This window comes from Aggregatibacter sp. oral taxon 513, assembly GCF_018128305.1.
In the GTDB taxonomy this organism is placed as follows: domain Bacteria; phylum Pseudomonadota; class Gammaproteobacteria; order Enterobacterales; family Pasteurellaceae; genus Aggregatibacter; species Aggregatibacter segnis_A.
Genome location: NZ_CP072381.1, coordinates 1,441,737 through 1,463,868, shown reverse-complemented (window position 1 = coordinate 1,463,868; position 22,132 = coordinate 1,441,737). Strand labels below are relative to the sequence as shown.

The 22,132-nt window shown below is 42.9% G+C and carries 22 protein-coding genes and 1 riboswitch; of the genes, 8 read left to right on the top strand and 14 right to left on the bottom strand.

Going from position 1 to position 22,132, the window contains the following annotated elements:
* Positions 1-3 precede the first annotated feature (3 nt).
* The 8 genes from J5A60_RS06995 to J5A60_RS06960 all read right to left on the bottom strand — a co-directional run bounded on the left by J5A60_RS06995 (position 4) and on the right by J5A60_RS06960 (position 6,658).
* On the bottom strand, positions 4-1,380 hold the full coding sequence (locus J5A60_RS06995) for a sodium:alanine symporter family protein (RefSeq protein ID WP_212509903.1): 1,377 nt from the start codon (positions 1,378-1,380) through the stop codon (positions 4-6).
* A 106-nt stretch (positions 1,381-1,486) separates the two neighbouring features.
* Positions 1,487-1,616, bottom strand: a riboswitch (glycine riboswitch).
* A 141-nt stretch (positions 1,617-1,757) separates the two neighbouring features.
* On the bottom strand, positions 1,758-1,988 hold the full coding sequence (locus J5A60_RS06990; protein WP_212509902.1) for a GNAT family N-acetyltransferase: 231 nt from the start codon (positions 1,986-1,988) through the stop codon (positions 1,758-1,760).
* On the bottom strand, positions 1,985-2,200 hold the full coding sequence (gene yacG, locus J5A60_RS06985; protein WP_212509901.1) for a DNA gyrase inhibitor YacG: 216 nt from the start codon (positions 2,198-2,200) through the stop codon (positions 1,985-1,987). The genes J5A60_RS06990 and yacG overlap by 4 nt, the downstream gene beginning before the upstream one ends.
* The gene (coaE, locus tag J5A60_RS06980; protein ID WP_212509900.1) at positions 2,190-2,813 is read right to left on the bottom strand and encodes a dephospho-CoA kinase; all 624 of its coding nucleotides are present in this window, start codon (positions 2,811-2,813) and stop codon (positions 2,190-2,192) included. The genes yacG and coaE overlap by 11 nt, the downstream gene beginning before the upstream one ends.
* A 49-nt stretch (positions 2,814-2,862) precedes the next feature.
* Positions 2,863-3,555, bottom strand: coding sequence for an A24 family peptidase (locus J5A60_RS06975; protein WP_212509899.1), 693 nt, complete (start codon positions 3,553-3,555; stop codon positions 2,863-2,865).
* Positions 3,552-4,775 (bottom strand): type II secretion system F family protein, encoded by a 1,224-nt coding sequence (locus J5A60_RS06970; RefSeq protein WP_212509898.1) that lies wholly within the window; start codon positions 4,773-4,775, stop codon positions 3,552-3,554. The genes J5A60_RS06975 and J5A60_RS06970 overlap by 4 nt, the downstream gene beginning before the upstream one ends.
* Positions 4,768-6,177, bottom strand: a complete 1,410-nt coding sequence (locus J5A60_RS06965) for a GspE/PulE family protein (RefSeq protein WP_212509897.1) — start codon at positions 6,175-6,177, stop codon at positions 4,768-4,770. Before J5A60_RS06965 ends, J5A60_RS06970 begins: the two co-directional genes overlap by 8 nt.
* Before the next feature lie 28 nt (positions 6,178-6,205).
* Positions 6,206-6,658, bottom strand: a complete 453-nt coding sequence (locus tag J5A60_RS06960; RefSeq protein WP_212509896.1) for a prepilin-type N-terminal cleavage/methylation domain-containing protein — start codon at positions 6,656-6,658, stop codon at positions 6,206-6,208.
* A 126-nt stretch (positions 6,659-6,784) separates the two neighbouring features.
* Here J5A60_RS06960 and ampD point away from each other — a divergent pair, with 126 nt between their 5' ends.
* The 3 genes from ampD to J5A60_RS06945 all read left to right on the top strand — a co-directional run bounded on the left by ampD (position 6,785) and on the right by J5A60_RS06945 (position 9,431).
* A complete protein-coding gene (gene ampD / locus J5A60_RS06955) occupies positions 6,785-7,339 on the top strand; it encodes a 1,6-anhydro-N-acetylmuramyl-L-alanine amidase AmpD (protein ID WP_212509895.1) in 555 nt (184 codons plus the stop codon).
* 586 nt (positions 7,340-7,925) lie between these two features.
* Entirely contained in the window at positions 7,926-8,471 is a 546-nt protein-coding gene (locus tag J5A60_RS06950; RefSeq protein ID WP_048749408.1) for a carboxymuconolactone decarboxylase family protein, read from the top strand.
* Positions 8,472-8,636: 165 nt separating this feature from the next.
* Entirely contained in the window at positions 8,637-9,431 is a 795-nt protein-coding gene (locus J5A60_RS06945; RefSeq protein WP_048749410.1) for a formate/nitrite transporter family protein, read from the top strand.
* A 96-nt stretch (positions 9,432-9,527) separates the two neighbouring features.
* Here J5A60_RS06945 and nanQ read toward each other — a convergent pair whose 3' ends face one another.
* On the bottom strand, positions 9,528-9,998 hold the full coding sequence (gene nanQ / locus J5A60_RS06940) for an N-acetylneuraminate anomerase (protein WP_109104031.1): 471 nt from the start codon (positions 9,996-9,998) through the stop codon (positions 9,528-9,530).
* Between the two features lie 275 nt (positions 9,999-10,273).
* On the opposite strand from nanQ, the gene pnp reads away from it, so the two are divergent.
* The 3 genes from pnp (at position 10,274) to J5A60_RS06925 (ending at position 15,308) form a co-directional block, all read left to right on the top strand.
* Positions 10,274-12,403 (top strand): polyribonucleotide nucleotidyltransferase, encoded by a 2,130-nt coding sequence (gene pnp, locus J5A60_RS06935; RefSeq protein WP_109104030.1) that lies wholly within the window; start codon positions 10,274-10,276, stop codon positions 12,401-12,403.
* 88 nt (positions 12,404-12,491) lie between these two features.
* Positions 12,492-13,397 carry a lipoprotein NlpI gene (gene nlpI, locus J5A60_RS06930; protein ID WP_111295233.1) on the top strand — a complete coding sequence of 302 codons (906 nt, stop codon included), beginning with the start codon at positions 12,492-12,494 and terminating at the stop codon, positions 13,395-13,397.
* A gap of 108 nt (positions 13,398-13,505) precedes the next feature.
* Positions 13,506-15,308: a DEAD/DEAH box helicase gene (locus J5A60_RS06925; RefSeq protein ID WP_212509894.1), complete on the top strand. Its 1,803-nt coding sequence runs from the start codon at positions 13,506-13,508 to the stop codon at positions 15,306-15,308.
* Between the two features lie 74 nt (positions 15,309-15,382).
* Here J5A60_RS06925 and hpt read toward each other — a convergent pair whose 3' ends face one another.
* Both hpt and pmbA read right to left on the bottom strand, forming a co-directional pair.
* Complete coding sequence (hpt, locus tag J5A60_RS06920) at positions 15,383-15,922, bottom strand: hypoxanthine phosphoribosyltransferase (RefSeq protein WP_048749419.1); 540 nt, start codon at positions 15,920-15,922, stop codon at positions 15,383-15,385.
* 234 nt (positions 15,923-16,156) lie between these two features.
* Complete coding sequence (gene pmbA, locus J5A60_RS06915; protein WP_212509893.1) at positions 16,157-17,518, bottom strand: metalloprotease PmbA; 1,362 nt, start codon at positions 17,516-17,518, stop codon at positions 16,157-16,159.
* 116 nt (positions 17,519-17,634) lie between these two features.
* On the opposite strand from pmbA, the gene yjgA reads away from it, so the two are divergent.
* Positions 17,635-18,168 carry a ribosome biogenesis factor YjgA gene (gene yjgA, locus J5A60_RS06910; protein ID WP_212509892.1) on the top strand — a complete coding sequence of 178 codons (534 nt, stop codon included), beginning with the start codon at positions 17,635-17,637 and terminating at the stop codon, positions 18,166-18,168.
* A gap of 65 nt (positions 18,169-18,233) precedes the next feature.
* Here the strand turns inward: yjgA and J5A60_RS06905 are convergent, their stop codons facing one another.
* The 3 genes from J5A60_RS06905 to J5A60_RS06895 form a co-directional block, all read right to left on the bottom strand.
* On the bottom strand, positions 18,234-19,625 hold the full coding sequence (locus J5A60_RS06905) for a DASS family sodium-coupled anion symporter (RefSeq protein WP_212509891.1): 1,392 nt from the start codon (positions 19,623-19,625) through the stop codon (positions 18,234-18,236).
* A 191-nt stretch (positions 19,626-19,816) separates the two neighbouring features.
* Positions 19,817-20,317 carry a ribonuclease E activity regulator RraA gene (gene rraA, locus J5A60_RS06900; protein ID WP_212509890.1) on the bottom strand — a complete coding sequence of 167 codons (501 nt, stop codon included), beginning with the start codon at positions 20,315-20,317 and terminating at the stop codon, positions 19,817-19,819.
* 48 nt (positions 20,318-20,365) lie between these two features.
* Positions 20,366-21,271 carry a 1,4-dihydroxy-2-naphthoate polyprenyltransferase gene (locus tag J5A60_RS06895; RefSeq protein ID WP_212509889.1) on the bottom strand — a complete coding sequence of 302 codons (906 nt, stop codon included), beginning with the start codon at positions 21,269-21,271 and terminating at the stop codon, positions 20,366-20,368.
* Positions 21,272-21,381: 110 nt separating this feature from the next.
* On the opposite strand from J5A60_RS06895, the gene tsaA reads away from it, so the two are divergent.
* Positions 21,382-22,119, top strand: coding sequence for a tRNA (N6-threonylcarbamoyladenosine(37)-N6)-methyltransferase TrmO (tsaA, locus tag J5A60_RS06890; protein WP_212509888.1), 738 nt, complete (start codon positions 21,382-21,384; stop codon positions 22,117-22,119).
* Positions 22,120-22,132: the final 13 nt, after the last annotated feature.

Here is a 22,132-nt window from a genome sequence, read left to right as displayed (position 1 = left end):
TTATTATTGTGCAATTTCGTCTTGGTCAAACTGATTGGCATTGAGGCGTGAAAAATAGTCTTTCGTTTCTTCAATGACTACTTTGCGCAAGCCGATTAAGGCAATTAAGTTTGGAATCGCCATTAAACCGTTGACGATATCCGCTAAAATCCAAATGAGATTTAAATGAATAAATGCGCCACAGCCAACTAATGCGATAAATACGATACGGTAGAGTTTAATACCTCTGATGCCTACCAAATAAACAAAGCAACGTTCACCGTAATAGCACCAGCCAAGAATGGTCGTAAAGGCGAAAAACAGGAGCCCAATGGTGACAATCGTTGCGCCAATAGAAGAGCCTAAACCTTGAGAGAATGCATAGTTGGTCACGACAGCACCTTCCATGCCTGGCGTTTGCCACGCGCCGGTTAGGACTAAAACAATCCCCGTCATAGTACAGACGATAATCGTATCTAAGAATGTACCTGTCATGGAAATAAGACCTTGGCGTACAGGCTCTTTGGTTTGTGCGGCAGCCGCAGCAATCGGAGCACTCCCTAAACCGGATTCATTGGAGAAAATCCCCCGTGCCACACCGGATTGAATGGCTTTCATCACAGTGAAACCTAATGCGCCACCTAATGCTGCCTCCGGATTGAACGCGCTGTAAATGATTAACTGAAGTGCGGTCGGAATTTTGTCTAAATTTAACAGAATGATAATGATGGATGTCGCAACATAAAAGACTGCCATAAATGGCACGATGTAGGATGACACCAACGCGATACGTTTTACTCCGCCAAGAATAATTAAGCCCACTAACAGGGTGATGATTGCGGCGGTGATACCGATCGGAATACTGAAGGTATCTTGCATCGCATGGGTGATGGCATTGATTTGCGGGAAGGTACCAATACCGAAGAAGGCCACCAGTATGCCAAATAACGCAAAGAGTTTTGCCAACCAGCCCAAACCAAGACCGCGTTCGATGTAATACATCGGACCGCCCGCCATAAAACCGTTTTTGTCGCGTACACGATATTTCACGGCTAACAAACATTCGGCGTATTTGGTCGCCATGCCAAGCAATGCGACTAACCACATCCAGAAGATGGCGCCAGGACCACCGGCTTGAACTGCTGTTGCAACGCCCACAATGTTCCCTGTGCCGATGGTGGCGGCAAGCGCTGTACACAAGGCGGCAAAAGAAGAAACATCCCCTTTTTGTTGTAAACCCGAATCGCGTTTAAACAAATAGCGCAAGGCGCGAGGCAGATGAACAATTTGAATAAAGCCTAAGCGGAGGGTTAAATATAATCCGGTACCGGATAATAAAATGAGTAGAGGCGGACCCCATATAAAAGAGTCTATTGCAGATAGAATATTTTCGAATGTCATTGATGGTTCCTCGTAAATAACCTGATTACAAGGAGGCGGAAAGAATTTTACGGATAGATAAAATAGGAAATAACTCAATAAATTGAGTAAGTTATATTCACCGAAATCTTCTGCCCCTGTCCTTTTGCCTGAGCGTTTGAAAAGCAGTGAACATTCCGCTTTTTTGCGCCTTCGGCGTCCATGAGTACTTTCAAGTAGAACTTAAAAGTACCTTGGATCTCTCCAAGGGTTCGTCCAGTAACAGTCCTTGCCATCGCGCCTGAAAGATTTTACCTCGTCGGCGTGGGGTCGATTCCCCGCTCTCCAGCTACCTTCATCCGAACAATTTATGCTTGCACATAAAGTGCGATAAATTCTAGCAATATAATTTTAGGATCTCAATCATGTTGTTGGTGGCGTTGCCATTTTTTTGCAATATAACTGCAGGTAGGCACCAGTTTGAGCTGATTTTCTTGAATAAACGTGATTAAGGCTTGATATAACTTGTCTGCAACGCCTTGCCCACGTAATGTTTCCGACACATAAGTGAGCTTGGCAACAGGTTGTTGTTTTTCGTCTAATACAAAAAATGTTCCTTGCTCGGCGTTTTTCTTGTGCTGAATTTTCATGAGTGGTTTACCCAGTCATTGTCTTCATTTAATAGGCCGTTAGCGGCAAAATCGGCAGTTTCGCATGGAATTGCTTTTTCTTCTGCCGCCCATTCACCTAAATCAATAAGCTGGCAACGCTTGCTACAAAAAGGGCGGTAAGGACTTTGTTCTGACCAAGTGACGGCTTTGTGGCAAATCGGACAAGGGACTGTAAAGATATCATCGCTCATTGAATTTCTCCGCGAGTTGTAAATAGAGGTGGTGCAAGTCTAGCACTTTTTGTTTTAACTGCGGCAGGCTTTCTCTTAAATCCACATCGTTATTGATGACATCATCGGCGTGTTGTAGGCGCTCCGATCGGCTGACTTGTGATTGCATGATATTTTTGATTAATGCTAATTGATTGTTATCGCGTTGACTTGCCCTCGTCATTTGGATTTGTTCGCTCACATCCACTACCAATACCCGTTGGCAAAGTGCGATCAAATTATTCTCAATTAATAACGGCACCATAAAAATGCAATAAGGCGCTTGTTGTGCGGCGAGTTGTCGCAACATTTCATGTCGAATGGCTGGGTGTAATAACTGATTGAGCCATTGCTTCTCTCTTTCATGATTAAACACCTTTTCCCGCAAGGCTGCACGATTGAGCGCGCCGTCTTCAAGTAAAATCTCCGGTCCGAAATGAACCGCGATTTCTGCCAATAACGGTGAGCCTTTTTCTACCACTTGGCGAGCAACGAGATCGGCATCAATGACCGGCACGCCAAGTTCAGCGAATAATTCGGCGATGGTGCTTTTGCCGCTACCGATCCCACCTGTTAGCCCAACCACATATGTCATGTTATGTCCTTTGTATTATCAACAATGGCGCGATCATACGTTCATGTGTTCAATTTAGCAATAAACAGACAAGCCCGGAAAAAGAGAGAAATGGACCGAATGGAACCGTGTTGAGTGTACGGTTTCGATATTTGACGTAGGTCGCGTAGGTTAAGCCGAAAAGGCAGGCGAGGAATAAAAAGGCGGGGAGTTGCTGTGCCGGCAGAAAAGCCCCTAACCCGAGAGCCAGCCAGTAGTCGCCTCGTCCTAACGCTTCTTGTCGGTAGTACCCTTTGGCAGCATGATAGATGGCATAAAAAACGCCTCCAAAGAGGACCGCACTTTGTAGGCTTTGTTCAAGGGATAATGCTCCGATTTGCCAATATGCCGCTCCTAAGCCGAGGGCAAGTAAGGCTTGGCACAATGTGGGCGAGATCAGGCAATAGTGCCAATCCACCAAAGAAATTGCGCTCAAAATGGTGATATAAAGCGCAAGGCAAAGTCCCTTTGATGGCTCGTCATTAGCGACATAACAAAGTAAAAATAACAGCGCGAACAGTATGCCGTAAGTCAGTGCGGAAGCTTGTCTTTGGAGTGACTTGAGAACGGATTTTTCCGGCATAAAGTGCGGTGGATTTTCCGGGTAAATTTCAATGTATGCGCTGTAAATCTCATGGCTTAATTTGCGGGCAAAGTGCACTACATAATTATGTACTAACCCGCCACAGACAACACCAGCAAGCAGAAAGAATAGCCACATCATTGTACTAGCGAACCCATGTTGAAAATCGGTAGGTACATGCCGAGCATAATTAAACCGATAAGCCCGCCGATAATGACCATTAATAAAGGCTCCAGCATTTGTGACAGCAGATCGATTTGGTGATCTAGCTGTTGTTGGTGATCGTTGGCGATAAATTGCAGCATCTTGGGCAATTGTCCGCTTTGTTCCCCCACTTGTAGCATTTGTTGCGCTGCAGGGGGGAAAATGTGTCCGCTCACACTGGCGGAAAACGGATAGCCTTGTTGAATCCAATGGAGTGCCGATTGCACCTCTGTAATTAATACTAAATCACCTTGTAGTTGAGGTTTGGTTTGCCAACTTTGTTGTTTCGGCAAGAAAGATTGAAGCGCCTGATTAAGTGGGATGCCTGCTTGTAACATCAGGAATAAACTTCGGCTGAAGCTTACTAAACGGGAAAGCCGAACAATATGATTAAGCAGCGGCATGTTGTTGAACAAACGTGTTTTTTGTCGATGAAGCCAGGGCGAATGTTTCAGCTGAAAGCGAATGAGTATGACGGTGAGTACAACAACGATGAGTAGAGCCAACCAATAATTTTGTAACCCTTGGGAGAGCGTAAGCAGAAGTTGTGTAAAGGCGGGGAGTTGGGCACTGTTGTTGTCATACATTGCGGCAAACTGTGGCACGATGAATAACAATAAAAGGATGGTCAAGATTAACGAAATACCGAGCACCAATACAGGGTAAAGGAGGATTTTTTGTATTTTACGCTGCAATGCCAGTGTTTGTTGTTTATGTTGGGCTATTTCATGACAAACCGCAGCAAGTTTGCCGGTCATTTCACCTACTTGAATAAGTTGGCGTTCTTGATAGGTAAGGTATAACCCTTGCTGCTCTAAGGCTTGAGAAAAGGCTAAACCTCTTTCGATGTCTCGTAATAAGAGACGGAGCCATTGATTCAGTGCGATATTGGTGCAGTTTTGCAACAGAATTTGCAGACTATGTTTTAAGGGGACTGAGGCTTGTAATAATGTCGCGAGCTGTGAAAGTAAGGCGCAGATCTCGGCATTTTTCGGCTTATTGCTCAGTTGCCAGTTTTGTTGCAATGTAATTCTTTGCAAACCTCGCGCCATTAACTGCTGCCGAGCCTTTGCGTCGCTTTCTGCTACGATGAGTCCTTTTTGTTTTTGTTGTAACCGATTGATGGCTCGCCAGTGAAACAGTTTTAATTTAGTCATATGTTTGTCCTAAAACCCGTTGAATTTCAGCCATATCAGTTATGCCGTTTTTGATTTTTTCTAAGGCGCTTTGGCGTAAATCATCGAAATCCATTGCATAGCCTTGTGGATGGTGCGACTGAGGCTGTAGAAATTGATATACTCCGATACGTCCTTTGTAGCCTTGATGACAGTCACAAAAACACGCAGGATTTCCACCGCACTTTAGGCAACGTTTACGCACCAACCGTTGCGCAATAACGAGCAGCAAACTGCTGTCGATTTCATGGCGCTGAATACCTAACTGCTGCAAGCGGGAAATGGCGGAAGGAGCATCATTGGTGTGTAAGGTAGAAAGGACTAAGTGTCCTGTTTGTGCGGCGCGTAGTGCCATGGCGGCACTTTCTTCATCACGAATTTCACCTAGCATAATGATGTCGGGATCTTGGCGTAAGAAGGTGCGAAGGAGACGGCTGAAATCCAAGCCAATAGGATTATTTACTTGAGTTTGAATAATGCCTGGCAACTGAATTTCAATGGGATCCTCTGCCGTCATAATGTGTTTTTCCGGTGTATTTAAATACTGTAATGCCGTATACAAAGAAATACTTTTGCCGCTACCGGTCGGGCCGGTTACTAAAATCAACCCTTGGGGTTGGCTTAATGCATGACGGAAAAGTTGTTGTTGTGATTCAGTCATGCCTAATTCACTGAATTCCAACTGAACGGGGCGATTTTGCTGTAAACGCAACACAGCTTTTTCGCCAAATTGGGTCGCAAGGGTCGAGAGACGAAAATCTAAAATATCGGAAAAGGTGGTTTTAAACTGAAAGCGGCCATCTTGCGGTAAACGTGTCTCGCTAATATCCAATTTCGCCAATAATTTCAGACGGGAAATTAAGCGGTTTGCCAAAGAACGCGAGATTTGTTCTTGTACTTGCAATACGCCATCAATACGAAAACGCACTTGTAATCCCTCGGCTTGCGGTTCCAAATGAATATCGGATGCTTTTTTCTGTGTAGCGTTTTCAAAAATCTGATTGAGTTGTTGAATGATCGGCTCATCAATTTGCTGGGGATCAGGGTGTTCTTGTAGTTCAGTTGAATAAAAGAGCGGTTGATTTTCCTCGACTTTTTCAGATTTTGTTAAATCCTGTAGTGCGCTTTTGAGTACATGGCTAGGCAATAACACAGGCTCAATGTGCTTTCCACTGAGAAAGGAAAAGGTTTCACAAGCGGCAAGATTGGTTAACGAATCCAATCCTAGCCACAGCGTTTGGGCATCTTCTTTTAACGGTAACGCCAAATAACGTAAGAGGGCGGTTTGTTGTTGCTGATTTCTAAACCAAAGCTCAGGCGTAATACAAAATTCTTCGCCCTGTTGATTGATGACCGAATAATGCCGTTCCATTGGATGTTGCATCCCCTTTACCGCCCTATTGAATTAGCACTTAAGAGCAAAAGCCAGCGGGGAAAATCTCTGCATTATTACCGCAGGAAGCCGTCCAGCTTACCCCCGTGGCAGCGGTGCCGGAGGCACTGAGGGTGTAGCTAATATTTTCGAGACTGCTTTTCCCGGTTACAGTGATAGAGCCACTTTTCACTTTGGTGGATTTTACGTATTTTTGTTTTGTCGCATCGGTAACATCGGCTTGAATGCCATTTTGTCCTCCGCTACAGTTATCAGTTTTGCCGGTGTTGTAAATGCACAGTTCCACTTCGGCACGAAGTGGTGCTGAAGCCTGTAACAACTCGGAAATAGCCGCTTTTTTCGTGTAATTTTGGTAAGATGGCACGGCGATAGTGGCGAGAATTGCGACGATCGCAATCACAATCATTAATTCAATTAATGTGAACCCTTTTTTAACGGATTTCAGAGAGATAAAAACGGATTGAATTGTCATAAAAAATACCTTGTTCAATGAAAAATAATATGGCTGATTTGAAGCAGAGGTATTTTGGCTTAGCGGAAAAATAGCGTGAAATGACACCGCACTTTTCTGGGATCTTGATCGCAAAATAAAAATCTTATGATGGAAAAACAGTTACAAATTAAAGACGGATGGTTAGTCAATGAAAGACGGGTATTGTCACCGCATTTTGATCAACGCCCTGAGCCACAGGATATTTCCTTGTTGATTATTCATTACATCAGTTTGCCGCCGGAGCAATTTGGGGGCGGCTATATTGATGATTTTTTTCAAGGAAAACTAGATGCGCAGGTACATCCTTATTTTGAAGAAATTAGCGCATTGCGAGTGTCTGCGCATTGTTTGATTGAGCGTACAGGACGGATTACCCAATATGTTAATTTCACTGATCGCGCTTGGCATGCGGGTTTATCTTGTTTTGAGGGACGGGAAAAATGTAATGATTTTGCCATTGGTATTGAATTGGAAGGCAGTAATGAACAGCCGTTTACCGATGAACAATACACGGCATTACAAGCGCTTACACGGGAAATTATGCGGGTTTATCCGCATATTACCAAAAAGCGTATCGTGGGACATTGTGATGTGTCGCCGGGGCGGAAAATCGACCCGGGACAATATTTCGATTGGCAACGGTATTTACAGAATATTTAAACTGAACAATAAATAGACAGTACAAGGCGGCATTTTTCATTAACAGGAAAATGCCGTTTCTTTTTTATTATTACATTGAAAAATAAGGATAAATTTCTTTTTGTTTATTTAGTGAATTAGATTTTCTAAGGTTATTTTTAGTTATTCCGTGGTTGAAACACAATTTTATCCACAGAAATACTGAATAACTTACAGGAGGATAAAAAATCGTAAAACCCGAAATAGAAAAAAGAAAACGTGCGCATTTGTTCGACATAACTTGTTGAAAAAATCGTAAAAAACGGATGAGGTATAAATCACTGAAAATTTGTGAGGAGAATTTAAACAAGCCAGCAAAAAACGGAATAGGAATTGGTTTGGCAGGAAAATAAATGACAGATTATTTCCTGTTTTTAGCTTGCTATTCACAGGGTTATCCACATCATCAAAAATTCTGCTCAAGAATAACATAAAAATTCAACGTATTTTTTGACCGCACTTTATAACTTTTTTATCTACAGCATAACCTTTATTTCTTTTTCAATATCCAGAATTCTAAGTACCATTGATACCAATTTATCACTCATTTTATTTATAGGAGCTTTATATGTCACAATTTCCCATTCATACCATCGAAACCGCACCGGAAGCAGCAAAAGAAGTGTTAAAAGCCGTGCAAAATGCTAACGGATTTATTCCAAATTTAATTGGTGTTCTTGCGAATGCACCGACAGCACTAGAAACCTATCGTACAGTGGGCGGAATTAATGGACGAAACAGTTTAACTGCAGCAGAACGAGAAGTGGTTCAAATTACGGCAGCGGTGGTTAATGGTTGCGGTTTCTGTGTGGCTGGACATACTAAAATTGCCCTAAAGCTATTGAAACTTGAAGAGACACTAGTTAAACAAATTCGTTCGACAGCACGTCTCGAACAAGATGCCAAATTGGATGCTCTTGCTCGTTTTACGCTGACGGTCATCTTGCAAAAAGCAAAACTGACCCAAGCGCAACAACAAGCCTTTTATAATGCAGGTTACACAAAGGAAAATGCTATTGATGTGGTGTTGGGGGTAAGCCTGGCAACGTTATGTAACTACGTAAATAATCTTGCGGACACACCGATTAACCCGGAACTTCAGCCTTTCGCTTAATTTCCTTTTTATATGTATTTAGGCAGCCTTGTGGGCTGCCTTTTTTGTACATCACTTTTGTTATAACTGATGGTTTTTAAATATAGTCACTAATTCTTTTCTTTTTAAAATTCCCTTTGTTAGATTTTAAATAGTAGCAACGTATTAATAAACAAGGAGAAAAATATGCAACAGCGTGATCTTTATCCCCATGAAATCTTGCAAGATGTCATCGACAAAAGTTATGCAAAATCACTTGGTAGCGTAAAAACCTTGGCCATTCTTAGCTTTCTAGGTGGCGGTTATGTGAGTTTCGGTTATATGGCATATTTAAAAGTCGTCAGTGGCATACCGGCGGAATGGGCGGGCTTGGCAACCTTGTTGGGAGCTGCTGTCTTTCCTATTTGCTTAATTTGTATTCTGATTGGAGGCGGTGAATTGGCAACGGGGAACATGATGATGATGGCTTTGGGGCGATTGAGCAAACAGGTAAGCTTTAAGAAATTATTACGTAACTGGGTCATTGTGAGTTTAGGTAACCTTGCCGGCGCATTATTTATGGCGTTTTTTCTTGGACATTATGTGGGGTTAGCTGAAGGGGCGGCAGCCGGTAAAACCATTGCTATTGCAGAAGCGAAAGTGAATATGGATTTCTTGCGCGCCTTTGTTTCCGCGATTGCGTGTAACTGGATGGTGTGTATGGGGATTTGGTTTTATTTTGGTGCAAAGCAAACATCTGGACGTATTCTTGCCATGTGGTTCCCTGTGATGATTTTTGTGTTGATTGGGCTACAGCATTTTGTGGCAAATATGTTTATTATTCCGGCAGGGATTTTTGCCGGAGCAAATGTGACGTGGGGAGAGTTTTTCTTCAATATGGTTCCCGTCTTCTTGGGCAATGTTACAGGTGGGGCGGCATTTGTTGGGGCTTCTTATCTTTACGCTTATCGTCATTTGCTCAACGAGGATTATCAGATTTAGTGTTTCAAAGTGCGGTGGAATTTTTCAGTGTTTCGAATAAAAAATAGGGAATCATGTCGATTCCCTATTTGGATCTTGAATGTGATTGAGTGAAGTTTATTTAATTAACTCAACCGGCACTTTTACTACTAATTTTTTAATCTTGGAGGATTGACCATTCACGTTACAACAAGGTTTATGTGGTTCATAAGGATAGAACACCGCAAACATATTTGGCACTAATGTAATCGTACTTTTGTTGTCGATTTCTTGAGTGAGCTGGTAATCGTCATCTTCGTGATAAGCTTCGTATTTATTTAAGTCAGGGTAGGTTGCACCGACTTCGATGTTTTCTACGCCACGAATTAATACTTGAACGTCTAAATATTTGTGGTGCAATTCTGCTTTTTTGCTCGCGGCTTCAGCAAGCTCAGGTTCCATCACATTCATATAAATTTGGTCAGTGATGTCATGACGACCAACCTCTAATTTTTCTAAGTCCAACCCCTTTAAATATTCACAGGTTTCGGCAATGATTTTCGGTAAGCCGAGTTTAAAATCGGCGCGGGTTAAATCTCCAATTAACATGGTTCCTCCTTTTTTGTTTTAAAACTGGAGTGATTTTATCATTAACCTTATTTTTCAGGTAGTCATAAATCGCAATTGTGCAAAAAAGTTACCCATCAAGGCAAAAGCCTTGTATAATGCCCGAGTTTTATTTTCTGAATTAGCGTGCGGCTAACAAAAATGATTTTCCGCGAAGTCGCCAAGAAAAGTGCGGTCGGTTTTAAGATTATTTTTGCTAGTCGCAAATTGGAAAATAAAACATTGTTATTATTCACTTTAGATAAAGGAAAAACATTGTGAATCCAATTGTTAAGCAATTTAAATACGGTCAACATACCGTTACTTTAGAAACGGGTGCGATTGCACGTCAAGCTACCGCTGCTGTGATGGCAAGCATGGACGATACGACGGTATTTGTTACTGTGGTTGCAAAAAAAGATGTGAAAGAAGGGCAAGATTTCTTTCCATTAACCGTTAACTATCAAGAACGTACTTATGCCGCCGGTCGTATTCCGGGCGGTTTCTTCAAACGCGAGGGGCGTCCGTCTGAAGGCGAAACCTTAATTGCCCGTTTAATCGACCGTCCGATTCGTCCGTTATTCCCAGAAGGTTTCTTTAATGAAATCCAAGTGGTTGCGACGGTTGTTTCTGTGAATCCGCAAATCAGCCCGGATTTAGTGGCCATGATCGGTGCGTCAGCTGCGTTGTCTTTATCCGGTGTGCCGTTTAATGGCCCAATCGGTGCTGCGCGTGTTGGTTTTATCAACGATCAATTCGTATTAAACCCAACCATTAACGAACAAAAACAAAGCCGTTTAGATTTAGTGGTTGCAGGTACTGACAAAGCCGTATTAATGGTGGAATCTGAAGCAGATATCCTCACTGAAGAACAAATGTTGGCTGCGGTGGTTTATGGTCACCAGCAACAACAAGTGGTGATTGAAGCCATTAAAGAATTGGTTGCAGAAGCCGGTAAACCACGTTGGGATTGGGTTGCACCTGAACCAAACACTGATTTAATCAATAAAGTGAAAGCGTTAGCTGAAGCGCGTTTAGGCGATGCGTATCGTATCACTGAAAAACAAGCCCGTTATGAGCAAATCGATGCGATTAAAGCTGACGTTGTTGCACAAATTACTGCTGAAGATGAAGAAGTCAGCGAAGGCAAAATTATTGATATTTTCACCGCACTTGAAAGCCAAATCGTGCGTGGACGTATTCTTGCCGGTGAACCACGTATTGACGGGCGTACCGTTGATACCGTGCGTGCATTAGATATTTGTACCGGCGTATTACCGCGTACTCACGGTTCTGCGATCTTTACTCGCGGTGAAACCCAAGCATTGGCTGTTGCCACTTTAGGGACTGAACGAGATGCGCAAATCATTGATGAATTAACCGGTGAGCGTCAAGATCACTTCTTGTTCCACTATAACTTCCCTCCGTATTCTGTGGGTGAAACCGGTATGATCGGTTCACCAAAACGTCGTGAAATTGGTCACGGGCGTTTGGCGAAACGCGGTGTGGCAGCAGTGATGCCAAGCTTAGCTGAATTCCCATATGTGGTACGTGTAGTATCAGAAATCACCGAATCCAACGGTTCTTCTTCCATGGCTTCCGTGTGTGGTGCTTCTCTTGCGTTAATGGATGCCGGTGTGCCGATTAAAGCGGCAGTAGCAGGTATCGCGATGGGCTTGGTGAAAGAAGATGACAAATTTGTCGTGCTTTCCGATATTCTTGGTGATGAAGACCACTTAGGTGATATGGACTTTAAAGTTGCCGGTACGCGTCAAGGTGTGACCGCACTTCAAATGGATATCAAAATTGAAGGTATCACTGCCGAAATTATGCAAATTGCATTAAATCAAGCGAAAAGTGCACGTATGCATATTCTTGGTGTGATGGAACAAGCCATTCCGGCGCCGCGTGCCGATATTTCTGATTTTGCGCCGCGTATCTACACCATGAAAATTGATCCGAAGAAAATCAAAGATGTGATCGGTAAAGGTGGTGCAGTGATTCGTGCATTGACCGAAGAAACGGGGACTTCAATTGATATTGATGATGACGGTACAGTGAAAATCGCTGCGGTGGATAAGAATGCCGTACAAGATGTGATGGCACGTATTGAAGACATCACAGCTGAAGTTGAAGCGGGTGCCATTTACAAAGGTAAAGTGACTCGTTTAGCCGATTTCGGTGCATTCGTTTCTATCGTAGGTAACAAAGAAGGCTTGGTTCACATTTCTCAAATTGCTGAAGAACGTGTGGAAAAAGTCAGCGACTATCTACAAGTAGGACAAGAAGTGATGGTTAAAGTAGTAGAAATCGATCGTCAAGGTCGTATCCGTTTAACCATGAAAGAACTTGCACCTAAACAAGACACTGTTCAAGAATCCTTTGATGACGTTATTGAACAGGAATAATTAAATTTAGGATTAATGTTACGGGACGAATGTTCCGTAACATTTCTTTTTCAATAAGCAATACCTCTGCTTTAAGGCTTACAAAGAAATGACACAACGCAATGGGTTGTTTAATTTCGCGGTGTTTTTACCCATTTTATTTTTTACTTTTTTATTGTCTGGCTGTGTCGGCTTGAACAATAGTTTCGTGTCTAAAAATAAAGTGGTACTAGCCGATCAAAATCCAAGCCAGCATTTTGAACAGGAAGTAATGATTGTTCGGATTAGCCAGGTATTGCTCGTTGGGAAAATGAGTAATGAAGAACGTGCTTCTCTCCATTTTGAACGGGGCGTGCTTTACGATAGTTTGGGGCTTTGGGCTTTAGCGCGTTATGACTTTACTCAAGCTCTTGCATTGCAACCGAAAATGGCGGCAGTGTATAACTATCTAGGGCTTTATTTATTACTTGATGAAGACTATGACGGCGCATTAGAGGCCTTTAATACGGTTTTCAGCCTCGATCCTGACTATGAATATACCTTCCTTAATCGAGCATTAGACTTTTATTATGTGGGACGGTATAACCTCGCCGAGCAGGATTTTTTAGCATTTTATCAACGCAATAAATCAGATCCTTACCGTGTTTTATGGCTGTATTTGAATGAATTAAAATTCAAACCGGCCGAGGCACAAAAAAATCTGGCTCAACGTGCTGTTGGGCTTTCTCAGGATTATTGGGGTACCTACATTGTCCAATATTATTTGGGCAAATTGTCAGTTCAGGATCTACAGGCTAAAGCGCAGCAGTTTGCAACAAAAACCGCTACGCAATACGCAGAAGTGCTGACTGAAACCTACTTTTATCTAGCAAAACAAAAACTCAATATGGGACAGATTGATGAGGCAGAGACCTTATTCAAACTGGCTGTTGCAAATCAGGTGTATAACTTTGTGGAGTATCGTTTTGCGGTGTTTGAGCTATCGAAATTAGGACAACAGGCTCAAGCAGAATAATGGTGAGCATGGCTCAACCGGCGATGCGTTGTAAGACGCAAAACGACACATTGTGATTAACCTGAAAGCGTCTATTGAGCTTTCCTTTTATACATTCGAGTATTTTTAATGACTGAAACTAAAATGACTTTCAAGGATTTAGGCTTGCCTGAATTCATTCTTAATGCTGTTTCCGATCTTGGCTTTGAAACACCATCTCCAATTCAACAAATTTGCATACCGCACTTATTAGAAGGGCGTGATGTACTGGGTATGGCACAAACCGGTAGTGGGAAAACAGCGGCTTTCTCTTTGCCTATTTTGGCGCAAATCGATCCGAAAGAAAAACATCCACAATTATTAGTGATGGCGCCGACCCGTGAATTAGCTATTCAAGTTGCCGATGCATGTGAACAATTCGTGAAATATGCCAAAGGTATTAACATTGTGACTTTATATGGTGGCCAACGTTATGACATCCAATTACGTGCGTTAAAACAAGGTGCGCAAGTTGTGGTGGGCACACCAGGTCGTATTTTGGATCACCTACGCCGTGGCACCTTAAGCCTTGCTGAACTTAAAGCCATTGTATTAGACGAAGCGGATGAAATGTTGCGCATGGGCTTTATTGATGATGTGGAAACCGTGATGGCAGAATTACCGGAACATCACCAAACCGCACTTTTCTCTGCCACCATGCCGGAGCCGATTCGTCGAATCACCAAACGCTTTATGAAAGATCCGCAAGAAGTCAAAATTAAAGCAACCCAACAAAGTGCGCCGGATATTGCACAAAGTTGTTGGTATGTTCATGGCTTCCGCAAAAATGATGCCTTGTTGCGTTTCTTGGAAGTGGAAGATTTTGATGCGGCCATTATTTTCACCCGTACCAAAACCGGCACGTTAGACGTGACCGAATTATTAGAAAAACACGGTTTCCGTGCGGCAGCATTAAATGGAGATATGACACAACAATTACGTGAACAAACCTTAGATCGTTTGCGTAGCGGCAGCTTAGATATCGTTGTGGCGACAGACGTCGCGGCGCGTGGTATCGATATTGAACGTATTAGTCTTGTGGTGAACTATGATATTCCACTTGATGCTGAATCTTATGTACACCGTATCGGTCGTACCGGCCGTGCTGGGCGTTCCGGTCGTGCGTTATTGTTCGTTGAACCGCGCGAACGTCGTTTGTTGCGTAATGTTGAACATCTTATCAAGAAAAATATTGAAGAGGTGGAATTGCCGAATCATGAAGTGTTACAAGCCTGCCGTCGTAAGAAATTCAAAGATAAAATTACCACACAGTTGGAACATCATGATTTAGAGCTTTATCGTGAATTGTTGGAAGATATGTTTACTGCCGACCAATCACAAGAAGATATTGCTGCCGCTATGATGATGTTGTTACAGGGCAAGCAAAAACTGATTCTTCCCCCGGATCCGGTGGTGGATAAAAAAGCACGTCGTGATCGTAATGAGCGTGGTGACCGTCGTGAGAATCCTCGTTCAGCAGAACGTCGTGGTGAACGTAAAGGCTATGGCAATCCACAACCAATGGATTTATATCGTATTGAAGTGGGCCGCGGAGATGGCGTGGAAGTTCGCCATATTGTTGGCGCTATTGCGAATGAAGGCGATATTAATAGTCGCTACATCGGTCACATCAAGTTGTATGATGATTATTCCACCATTGAATTGCCACAAGGTATGCCGAAAGAATTGCTACAACAATTTGCGAAAACGCGTGTGTTGAATAAACAAATGCGTATGTCCTTTATCGGCGAAGCAAAAGGCGAGCGTGGCGGTGATAATTTTGGTGGAAAACGCCGTGGCGGTCGTTTTGAAGACAAAGGTTTCAAAGGCGATCGTAAATTTAAAGAAAAATCTCACCGCACTTTTAAAGAGAAACGTGAGTTTAGAAAATAAAAAAGAAGACCGCACATAAAGTGCGGTCGTTTTTTTGATAAATTGACGGCTTATCATGTGATAAGCCGTTTTTCTTATTCTTCTAAAATAACTTTGCCGATATAGCCGAGGTTGCGATGTTGTTGTGCATAGTCAATGCCATAGCCCACCACGAATTCATCAGGAATAGTGAAGCCAACCCAGTCTACCGGTACATTCACTTCACGACGGGATGGTTTGTCCAACAAAGTACAAATTGTTAACGAGGCGGGATCGCGTAAATTGAGAATTTCACGCACTTTTTCTAGTGTGTAGCCTGTGTCAATAATGTCTTCTACGATCAGCACGTCTCTATCGCGAATGTCGCTTTCAATATCTTTTGTAATGCGTACATCATGGTTAGTTGTCATGCCACTACCGTAGCTTGATGTGGTCATAAATTCGATTTCCACCGGCAAATGCAATTCGCGTACTAAATCCGCCATAAACATAAAGGAACCACGCAACAAGCCTATTACCACAAGGCGATTAACTTTCTTTTGTTGATAGAATGCGGTGATTTCTTTGCCGAGTTCAGCAATACGGGAACGAACTTCTTGTTCGGAAATAAGAATATCGACGTGGTGTTTTTTCATTTCAAGGTTACCTTTGGCAGATGATGAGGGCGCTATTCTAACAAAAAAAAGACTGAAGTTTAAACTTCAGTCTTTTTAAGTACCCTAACGAATTTACTTTCTACTCTACCTGTTTGGCGTGCTATGCAGACTTCCAATAACAACCATTCATCTTCATTGCAATACTTAACAGATGCGGCTTATGTTAGCAGAGTTTTTATTATTGTCAATAAGAATTATTCTCATTTTTATTTTTTAGTTTCCTGAAATTTTCATCTTTTCCAACAAAATGGAACCTGTCTGAATATTGGAGCGATGTTCAATATCATCAGCCACGGCAACAATATTACGTAACATGTCCGGCAGTTGTCCTGCAATGGTGATTTCTGCAACCGGATATTGAATTTCACCGTTTTCTACCCAAAAACCGGCTGCACCTCGTGAATAATCACCGGTAACCAAATTCACACCTTGTCCCATCACTTCCGTTACAAGCAATCCTCGATTCATTTGGCGTAAAAGTGCGGTCAGTTTTCCGGATGAATTTGGTTTGACCAGCCAGTTATGAATGCCACCGGCATGCCCGGTGCTTTGCATGCCGAGCTTGCGTCCGCTGTAACTGGTGAGCAAATAGGTTTGTAAAATCCCGTTGCGGATAATCTCCATGTCCTGCGTTCTAACCCCTTCACTATCAAATGGGGTTGAGGCTAATTGACCGATAAGATACGGTCTTTCAACGATTTCAAACCAATCAGGCAATACTTGTTTTCCTAAGTGATCCAATAAAAAGCTGGCTTTGCGGTATAAGCTGCCACCGCTGATGGCGGCAGCTAAATGACTGATTAAACCCGTTGCGACATCGTTTAAGAAAATGACGGGTGCCTCTTGTGTGGCAAGTTTTTGCGGTTGTAAGCGGGCAATGGCTTTTTGCGCTGCATTTTCACCGACCCAATTTGGTTGGGCTAATTGATTAATATCGCGAGCCACCGTGTATTCATAATCCCGTTCTAACTGCTCTTGATGTTCGGCAATGACGGAGCAGGAAAGCGAGTAGCGACTAGATAAATAACTTTGTAATATGCCGTGGCTGTTGCCATAAACACGCACACCAGTATGGGCGTTGAAAGAAGCGCCTTCACTGTTTACGATACGTTCATCGTGTTCTAAGGCTGCTTTTTCAGTATCCAAAGCAAGTTGCACCGCTTTATCAACGTCAATTTCAGCAGCGTGATACAAATCCAAATCCGGCGCATCAAATGCCATCAATTCTTTATCGGCTAAGCCTGCACAATCATCCGGTGAAGTGTACTTGGCAATAGCAAGAGCCGCCTCTACGGTGTTTTTAATGGCTTCCGGTGTTAAATCGGAGGTGGAAGCATTGCCTTTTTGCTGTCCTACATAGACGGAAATACCTAGTGCGCCATCGTTGTTAAATTCAACGTTTTCAATTTCCTGCAAACGGGTGGAGACGGAGAGTCCGCCGGATTTAGTTACCCCCACTTCGGCGGTTGCACCTGCTTTTTGTGCAATTTCAATGGCGAGGCTGACAGCATCGCGCAGTTGTTGTTCTTGTTGACGCAAAAGTGCGGTGGCATTTTCAAGTGTTTTTTGTGGCATTGTGCTTTTCTCAATAATGAAATTTCGGCAATTTTAGCGTATTTTTCTTTTTAAGGCGAACCACGGATTCTGTGCTAAAATGCACCGCACTTTTAAGTAGAATGATGGAAAAGAAGATGGCAAAACGTAAAAAAGAAGATTTTGACTGGCAGGACGAAGAGCAAGAAGAAATTATTTGGGTCAGCAAAAGTGAAATTAAACGGGATGCGGAAGCATTAAAAAAACTGGGTGAAAAACTGGTTGAGCTGACAAAGGCAAAATTAGATAAAATTCCTTTGGAAGACGCTTTATTGGAAGCGGTAAATTTAGCGCAACGTCTGCAAAAAGAAGCCCGTCGTCGCCAATTGCAATATATCGGTAAATTATTGCGTGGGATTGATGTTGAGCCCATTCAGGCTGCGTTGGAGAAATTGGAAAACAAGCATCAGCAACAGCAAGCGATGTTGCACAAATTGGAATTATTGCGTGATGAATTGGTGGCAAAAGGCGACGATGCATTAACGGATTTTCTAACGAATTATCCGCAGGCAGACCGACAACATCTGCGAAATTTGATTCGTACCGCGAGTAAAGAAAAAGAACAAAATAAACCGGCAAAAGCTTACCGTGAAATTTTCCAGTATTTGAAGGAAATTGTGTTGGAAGATTAACCTGATGTGAAATAATTCAGCCCCTTAATAAGCGATTTATTAAGGGGCTGTTTTTTATGGGTGAATTAATTTAGCCAGAAGAAGTAACCGAAGGTCGCGATAACAAAGATACACACGATATTCAAAAGAATACCGGCTCTTACCATTTCACTTTGTTTCACTTCACCGGTACCGAACACAATGGCATTCGGTGGTGTTGCCACCGGCAACATGAAGGCACAGGAAGCACCTAAACCGATGATTAAGGCTAAACCGATTTCCGGCATACCAAGAGATTGTGCGATAGAAATGAAAATCGGCACTAACAACGCTGCACTGGCAGTGTTGGAGGTGAATTCCGTTAAGAAAATAATGAACGTAGCAACCAATAAACCGATGAGATAGAAGTGACCGCCTTCAATCAGGAATACGATGCCGTCAGCCAAGATTTTGCTTGCACCGGAATTTTTTAAGACCGCACTTAAGGTTAAGCCGCCACCGAAGAGCATTAATACGCCCCAATCGGTGTTGTCTTGAATTTGCTTCCAGTTTGTTACGCCGGCAACACAAAGGATAACGGCGGCAGATAAAGCAATAACGCTATCGAAGCTGGCAATTTTCCCCTCTAATCCTAATGCGCCTGCAAGAATCGGGTTGATTTGGCTACTGAAAACCCAGCTCAATGCAATAAAGATGAAGATAGCTAAGGTGATCCAACGTTGTTTATTCATTGGAATGGCTTCAAATTGTTGGTCAAAACGAATATTGAGTTTTGGTTTAAAGACAATATAAAGTGTTCCGATCATGATTGGCATTAAGATAATCATGATAGGCAAGCCATACCATAACCAATCAGCAAAGGTGAGGTGCAATTGTGTTGCAACGATGTTGTTTGGCGGGCTTCCCACTAAGGTTCCCATACCACCGATACTGGCGCTATACGCAATCCCTAAAAGCACAAAAACATAGGTGTTATGTTCTGAATTACGATCTAACCGGCTGAGCACGCCCATGGCAAGGGGTAACATCATGGCTGCGGTCGCTGTGTTACTTACCCACATGGACAAAAATGCGGTAACGGAGAATAAATACATGATCGCGACAAATAAATTGCCTTTCGCCAAAGCCATAATTTTGTTGGCGATCATTTTATCTAACTGTTGAATATGAAGCGCTGTCGCTAAAGCAAAGCCCCCGAAGAATAAGAAAATATTCGGATCAGCAAAGGTTGCCAGCGCAGTACTTGTTTTCACTAATCCCAAGAAAATGGCGAGAAGTGGAACAATTAATGCAGTGATGGTGACGTGTAAGGCTTCTGTTAACCATAAAATGGCCACTAAAGCTAATAATGCCAACCCACTATTGGCGTTTTTATCAAAAGGTAGTGTATTGAGTAAGACAAAAAATAGAACGACGGCAAAAATAAAGATAATTGCACTCCTATAATTCTTACTTTGATTTTGAGTTGTGTCTTTCATAATTTTAATTCCTGTCAATAAAATCAAAGATCAACATATTGCCAAAAATAGGCAATATGCTAAGGAAACTAACACTTTGTTAACAAAAAGCAATTAGTTTTTTATGGATTTGTGACATCGCGCAAAAAAAGTGCGGTGAAAATTTTCTATATTTTCACCGCACTTTTAGAAGAATAATGACGCAGCTAGGGTTAGTCTTGCTCGAAATCTTCGAGGTCTAAGGCTTCTTGTGACAGAATAATGCCGGTGAGATCTGCATAAACAAAGTCTTCCGGGAAGAAAGTTACGCCACCAAAGTTGACCGGAACATCGGTTTCGCCGTGGTTGTTTTCATCTGCGCCTACCGGAATTGGCGCTAACGCATGAATGCCGATGTCGATATTTTCCAGTTGTTGAATTTGACGAACTGCACCATAAACGATGATGCCTTCCCAATGGTTATCTGCCGCTAATTGTGCGAGTTCCGCATCAATTAATGCACGACGTACTGCACCGCCGCCATCAATGACTAACACGCGTCCTTCACCGTTTTCTTCTAAAATTTCAGCTATTAACCCGTTATTTTCAAAGCATTTTACGGTGGTGACTTTGCCATAAAAAGAACTTAGCCCGCCGAAACTTGAGAAAACAGGTTCGACAACATCGACTTGATCGAGATAAATATCGCAAAGTTCAGAAGTATCAATGTACATAAAAGACCCTATTTTTAAGATGAATATTGCGAGCTAGTATAGTCCGTTTCAGCCTAGAAGCAAGCCAAAACTAAATAGCCCATTGATAAGTAACGCAATCAGCGACATTTGCGCCAGCATCGGGCGTAAAGCCACCGGCTCTTTATGAGAGAAAACAAAATAAGCATGTTTGAACAAGAGCGGATAAGTGAGCAAAAAGACGAAACTCAACGGATTACGCAAATTCATGAGGGCAAACAAGAGATAAAACAACGCAGCAATGGAAAGCAGCAAGCAATGATAAACCCGCCCATTATGCGGACCTAAGCGCACGGCAAGGGTGTTTTTGCCAGCTTTGCGATCTTGTTCAATATCACGCAAGTTATTGATATTTAACACCGCTGTGGCAAGTAAACCACTGGCAACGGCAGGCAGTAAAATGACAGCAGAGAAGTCATGTACTTGAAGATAATAGGTGCCGCCGATGCCTAATAATCCAAAGAAAATTAACACGGAAATATCGCCTAAACCTAAATAACCGTAAGGTTTGCTGCCCACGGTGTAAGTAATGGCGGCAACAATAGCTAATACACCGAGAAGGGAAAAGGCGATTAAATCACTCACATTTTGGTAGGCAATGCCGATCAATAATGCGCCGCAAAGGAAACTCAAGGCGATCATCACATAAAGCCCTTTTTTCAGTTGTGCCGCAGAAATCGCGCCTTGTTGAATGCCGCGTAATGGTCCGATACGTTCTGCCGTGTCTGAGCCTTTTTGGTGATCACCGTAATCATTGGCGAAGTTGGAAAGAATTTGCAGAAATAAGGTGGTGAGTAAACATAACACCGTGATTCCCCAATGGAAACTGCCCGCCCAATAGGCAAGCGCAGAACCGGTTAAAATGGTTGCCAAGGCTAACGGCAAGGTTTTCGGACGTGCCGTTTCAATCCACATTTTTATTGTCTTTTTTGTCATAATGGCTACTCGAATAACGAAAAATAAGGCGATTTTTTATCGCACTTTTAGCTAAAATAGGCGCCATTCTACAAGGTTATTCTGCAGATTTTAACTGTTTTAAGGAAAATATGTCCGATTCTCTCACATTGCAGCCCGTGGCTGTGATTCACACGCCTTACAAAGAAAAGTTTTCTGTACCGCGCCAGCCCAATTTGGTGCAGGATGGCACCGGCATTGTTGAATTGTTGCCGCCCTATAACCAAGCCGAAGCCGTCCGTGGTTTAGCGCAATTCAGCCACCTTTGGCTGATTTTTCAATTTGATCACATTCCGCAAGGCAAATGGCATCCTACCGTGCGCCCGCCACGCTTAGGCGGCAATCAACGGGTTGGGGTGTTTGCCTCGCGCTCGACACATCGCCCAAATCCTCTTGGTTTATCCAAAGTGGAATTGCGCCACGTGGAATGTAAAAACGGCAAGGTGTTGTTACATCTCGGTGCCGTGGATTTAGTGGACGGCACGCCTATTTTCGACATCAAACCTTATCTGGCTTATGCTGACAGTGAACCTAACGCAATTTCAGGTTTTGCCCAAAGCGAACCGAAACCGTTGCTGCACGTGGAATTTACTGCAGAAGCGGAAAGTGCGGTCAAAAAACACAGCAAAAATCGACCGCACTTACAACGTTTTATTACCGAAGTGATCCAACAAGATCCCCGCCCTGCCTATCAACAAGGCAAAGCCACTGATCGCCTTTACGGCATTTCGTTGTATGACTTGAATGTGAAATGGCGGATTAAAGCGGAGAGTGTGGATGTGGTGGAAATCGTGCAAATTGAAACCTTAGTAAATCATCAGAAAGATTAATCTGCGGACTTTT

Excerpts from the sequence above, each read along its gene's own strand:
- J5A60_RS06995 (WP_212509903.1), bottom strand. The coding sequence starts at position 1,380 with ATGACATTCGAAAATATTCTATCTGCAATAGACTCTTTTATATGGGGT.
- J5A60_RS06990 (WP_212509902.1), bottom strand. The coding sequence starts at position 1,988 with ATGAAAATTCAGCACAAGAAAAACGCCGAGCAAGGAACATTTTTTGTA.
- yacG (WP_212509901.1), bottom strand. The coding sequence starts at position 2,200 with ATGAGCGATGATATCTTTACAGTCCCTTGTCCGATTTGCCACAAAGCC.
- coaE (WP_212509900.1), bottom strand. The coding sequence starts at position 2,813 with ATGACATATGTGGTTGGGCTAACAGGTGGGATCGGTAGCGGCAAAAGC.
- J5A60_RS06975 (WP_212509899.1), bottom strand. The coding sequence starts at position 3,555 with ATGATGTGGCTATTCTTTCTGCTTGCTGGTGTTGTCTGTGGCGGGTTA.
- J5A60_RS06970 (WP_212509898.1), bottom strand. The coding sequence starts at position 4,775 with ATGACTAAATTAAAACTGTTTCACTGGCGAGCCATCAATCGGTTACAA.
- J5A60_RS06965 (WP_212509897.1), bottom strand. The coding sequence starts at position 6,177 with ATGCAACATCCAATGGAACGGCATTATTCGGTCATCAATCAACAGGGC.
- J5A60_RS06960 (WP_212509896.1), bottom strand. The coding sequence starts at position 6,658 with ATGACAATTCAATCCGTTTTTATCTCTCTGAAATCCGTTAAAAAAGGG.
- ampD (WP_212509895.1), top strand. The coding sequence starts at position 6,785 with ATGATGGAAAAACAGTTACAAATTAAAGACGGATGGTTAGTCAATGAA.
- J5A60_RS06950 (WP_048749408.1), top strand. The coding sequence starts at position 7,926 with ATGTCACAATTTCCCATTCATACCATCGAAACCGCACCGGAAGCAGCA.
- J5A60_RS06945 (WP_048749410.1), top strand. The coding sequence starts at position 8,637 with ATGCAACAGCGTGATCTTTATCCCCATGAAATCTTGCAAGATGTCATC.
- nanQ (WP_109104031.1), bottom strand. The coding sequence starts at position 9,998 with ATGTTAATTGGAGATTTAACCCGCGCCGATTTTAAACTCGGCTTACCG.
- nlpI (WP_111295233.1), top strand. The coding sequence starts at position 12,492 with ATGACACAACGCAATGGGTTGTTTAATTTCGCGGTGTTTTTACCCATT.
- J5A60_RS06925 (WP_212509894.1), top strand. The coding sequence starts at position 13,506 with ATGACTGAAACTAAAATGACTTTCAAGGATTTAGGCTTGCCTGAATTC.
- hpt (WP_048749419.1), bottom strand. The coding sequence starts at position 15,922 with ATGAAAAAACACCACGTCGATATTCTTATTTCCGAACAAGAAGTTCGT.
- pmbA (WP_212509893.1), bottom strand. The coding sequence starts at position 17,518 with ATGCCACAAAAAACACTTGAAAATGCCACCGCACTTTTGCGTCAACAA.
- yjgA (WP_212509892.1), top strand. The coding sequence starts at position 17,635 with ATGGCAAAACGTAAAAAAGAAGATTTTGACTGGCAGGACGAAGAGCAA.
- J5A60_RS06905 (WP_212509891.1), bottom strand. The coding sequence starts at position 19,625 with ATGAAAGACACAACTCAAAATCAAAGTAAGAATTATAGGAGTGCAATT.
- rraA (WP_212509890.1), bottom strand. The coding sequence starts at position 20,317 with ATGTACATTGATACTTCTGAACTTTGCGATATTTATCTCGATCAAGTC.
- J5A60_RS06895 (WP_212509889.1), bottom strand. The coding sequence starts at position 21,271 with ATGACAAAAAAGACAATAAAAATGTGGATTGAAACGGCACGTCCGAAA.
- tsaA (WP_212509888.1), top strand. The coding sequence starts at position 21,382 with ATGTCCGATTCTCTCACATTGCAGCCCGTGGCTGTGATTCACACGCCT.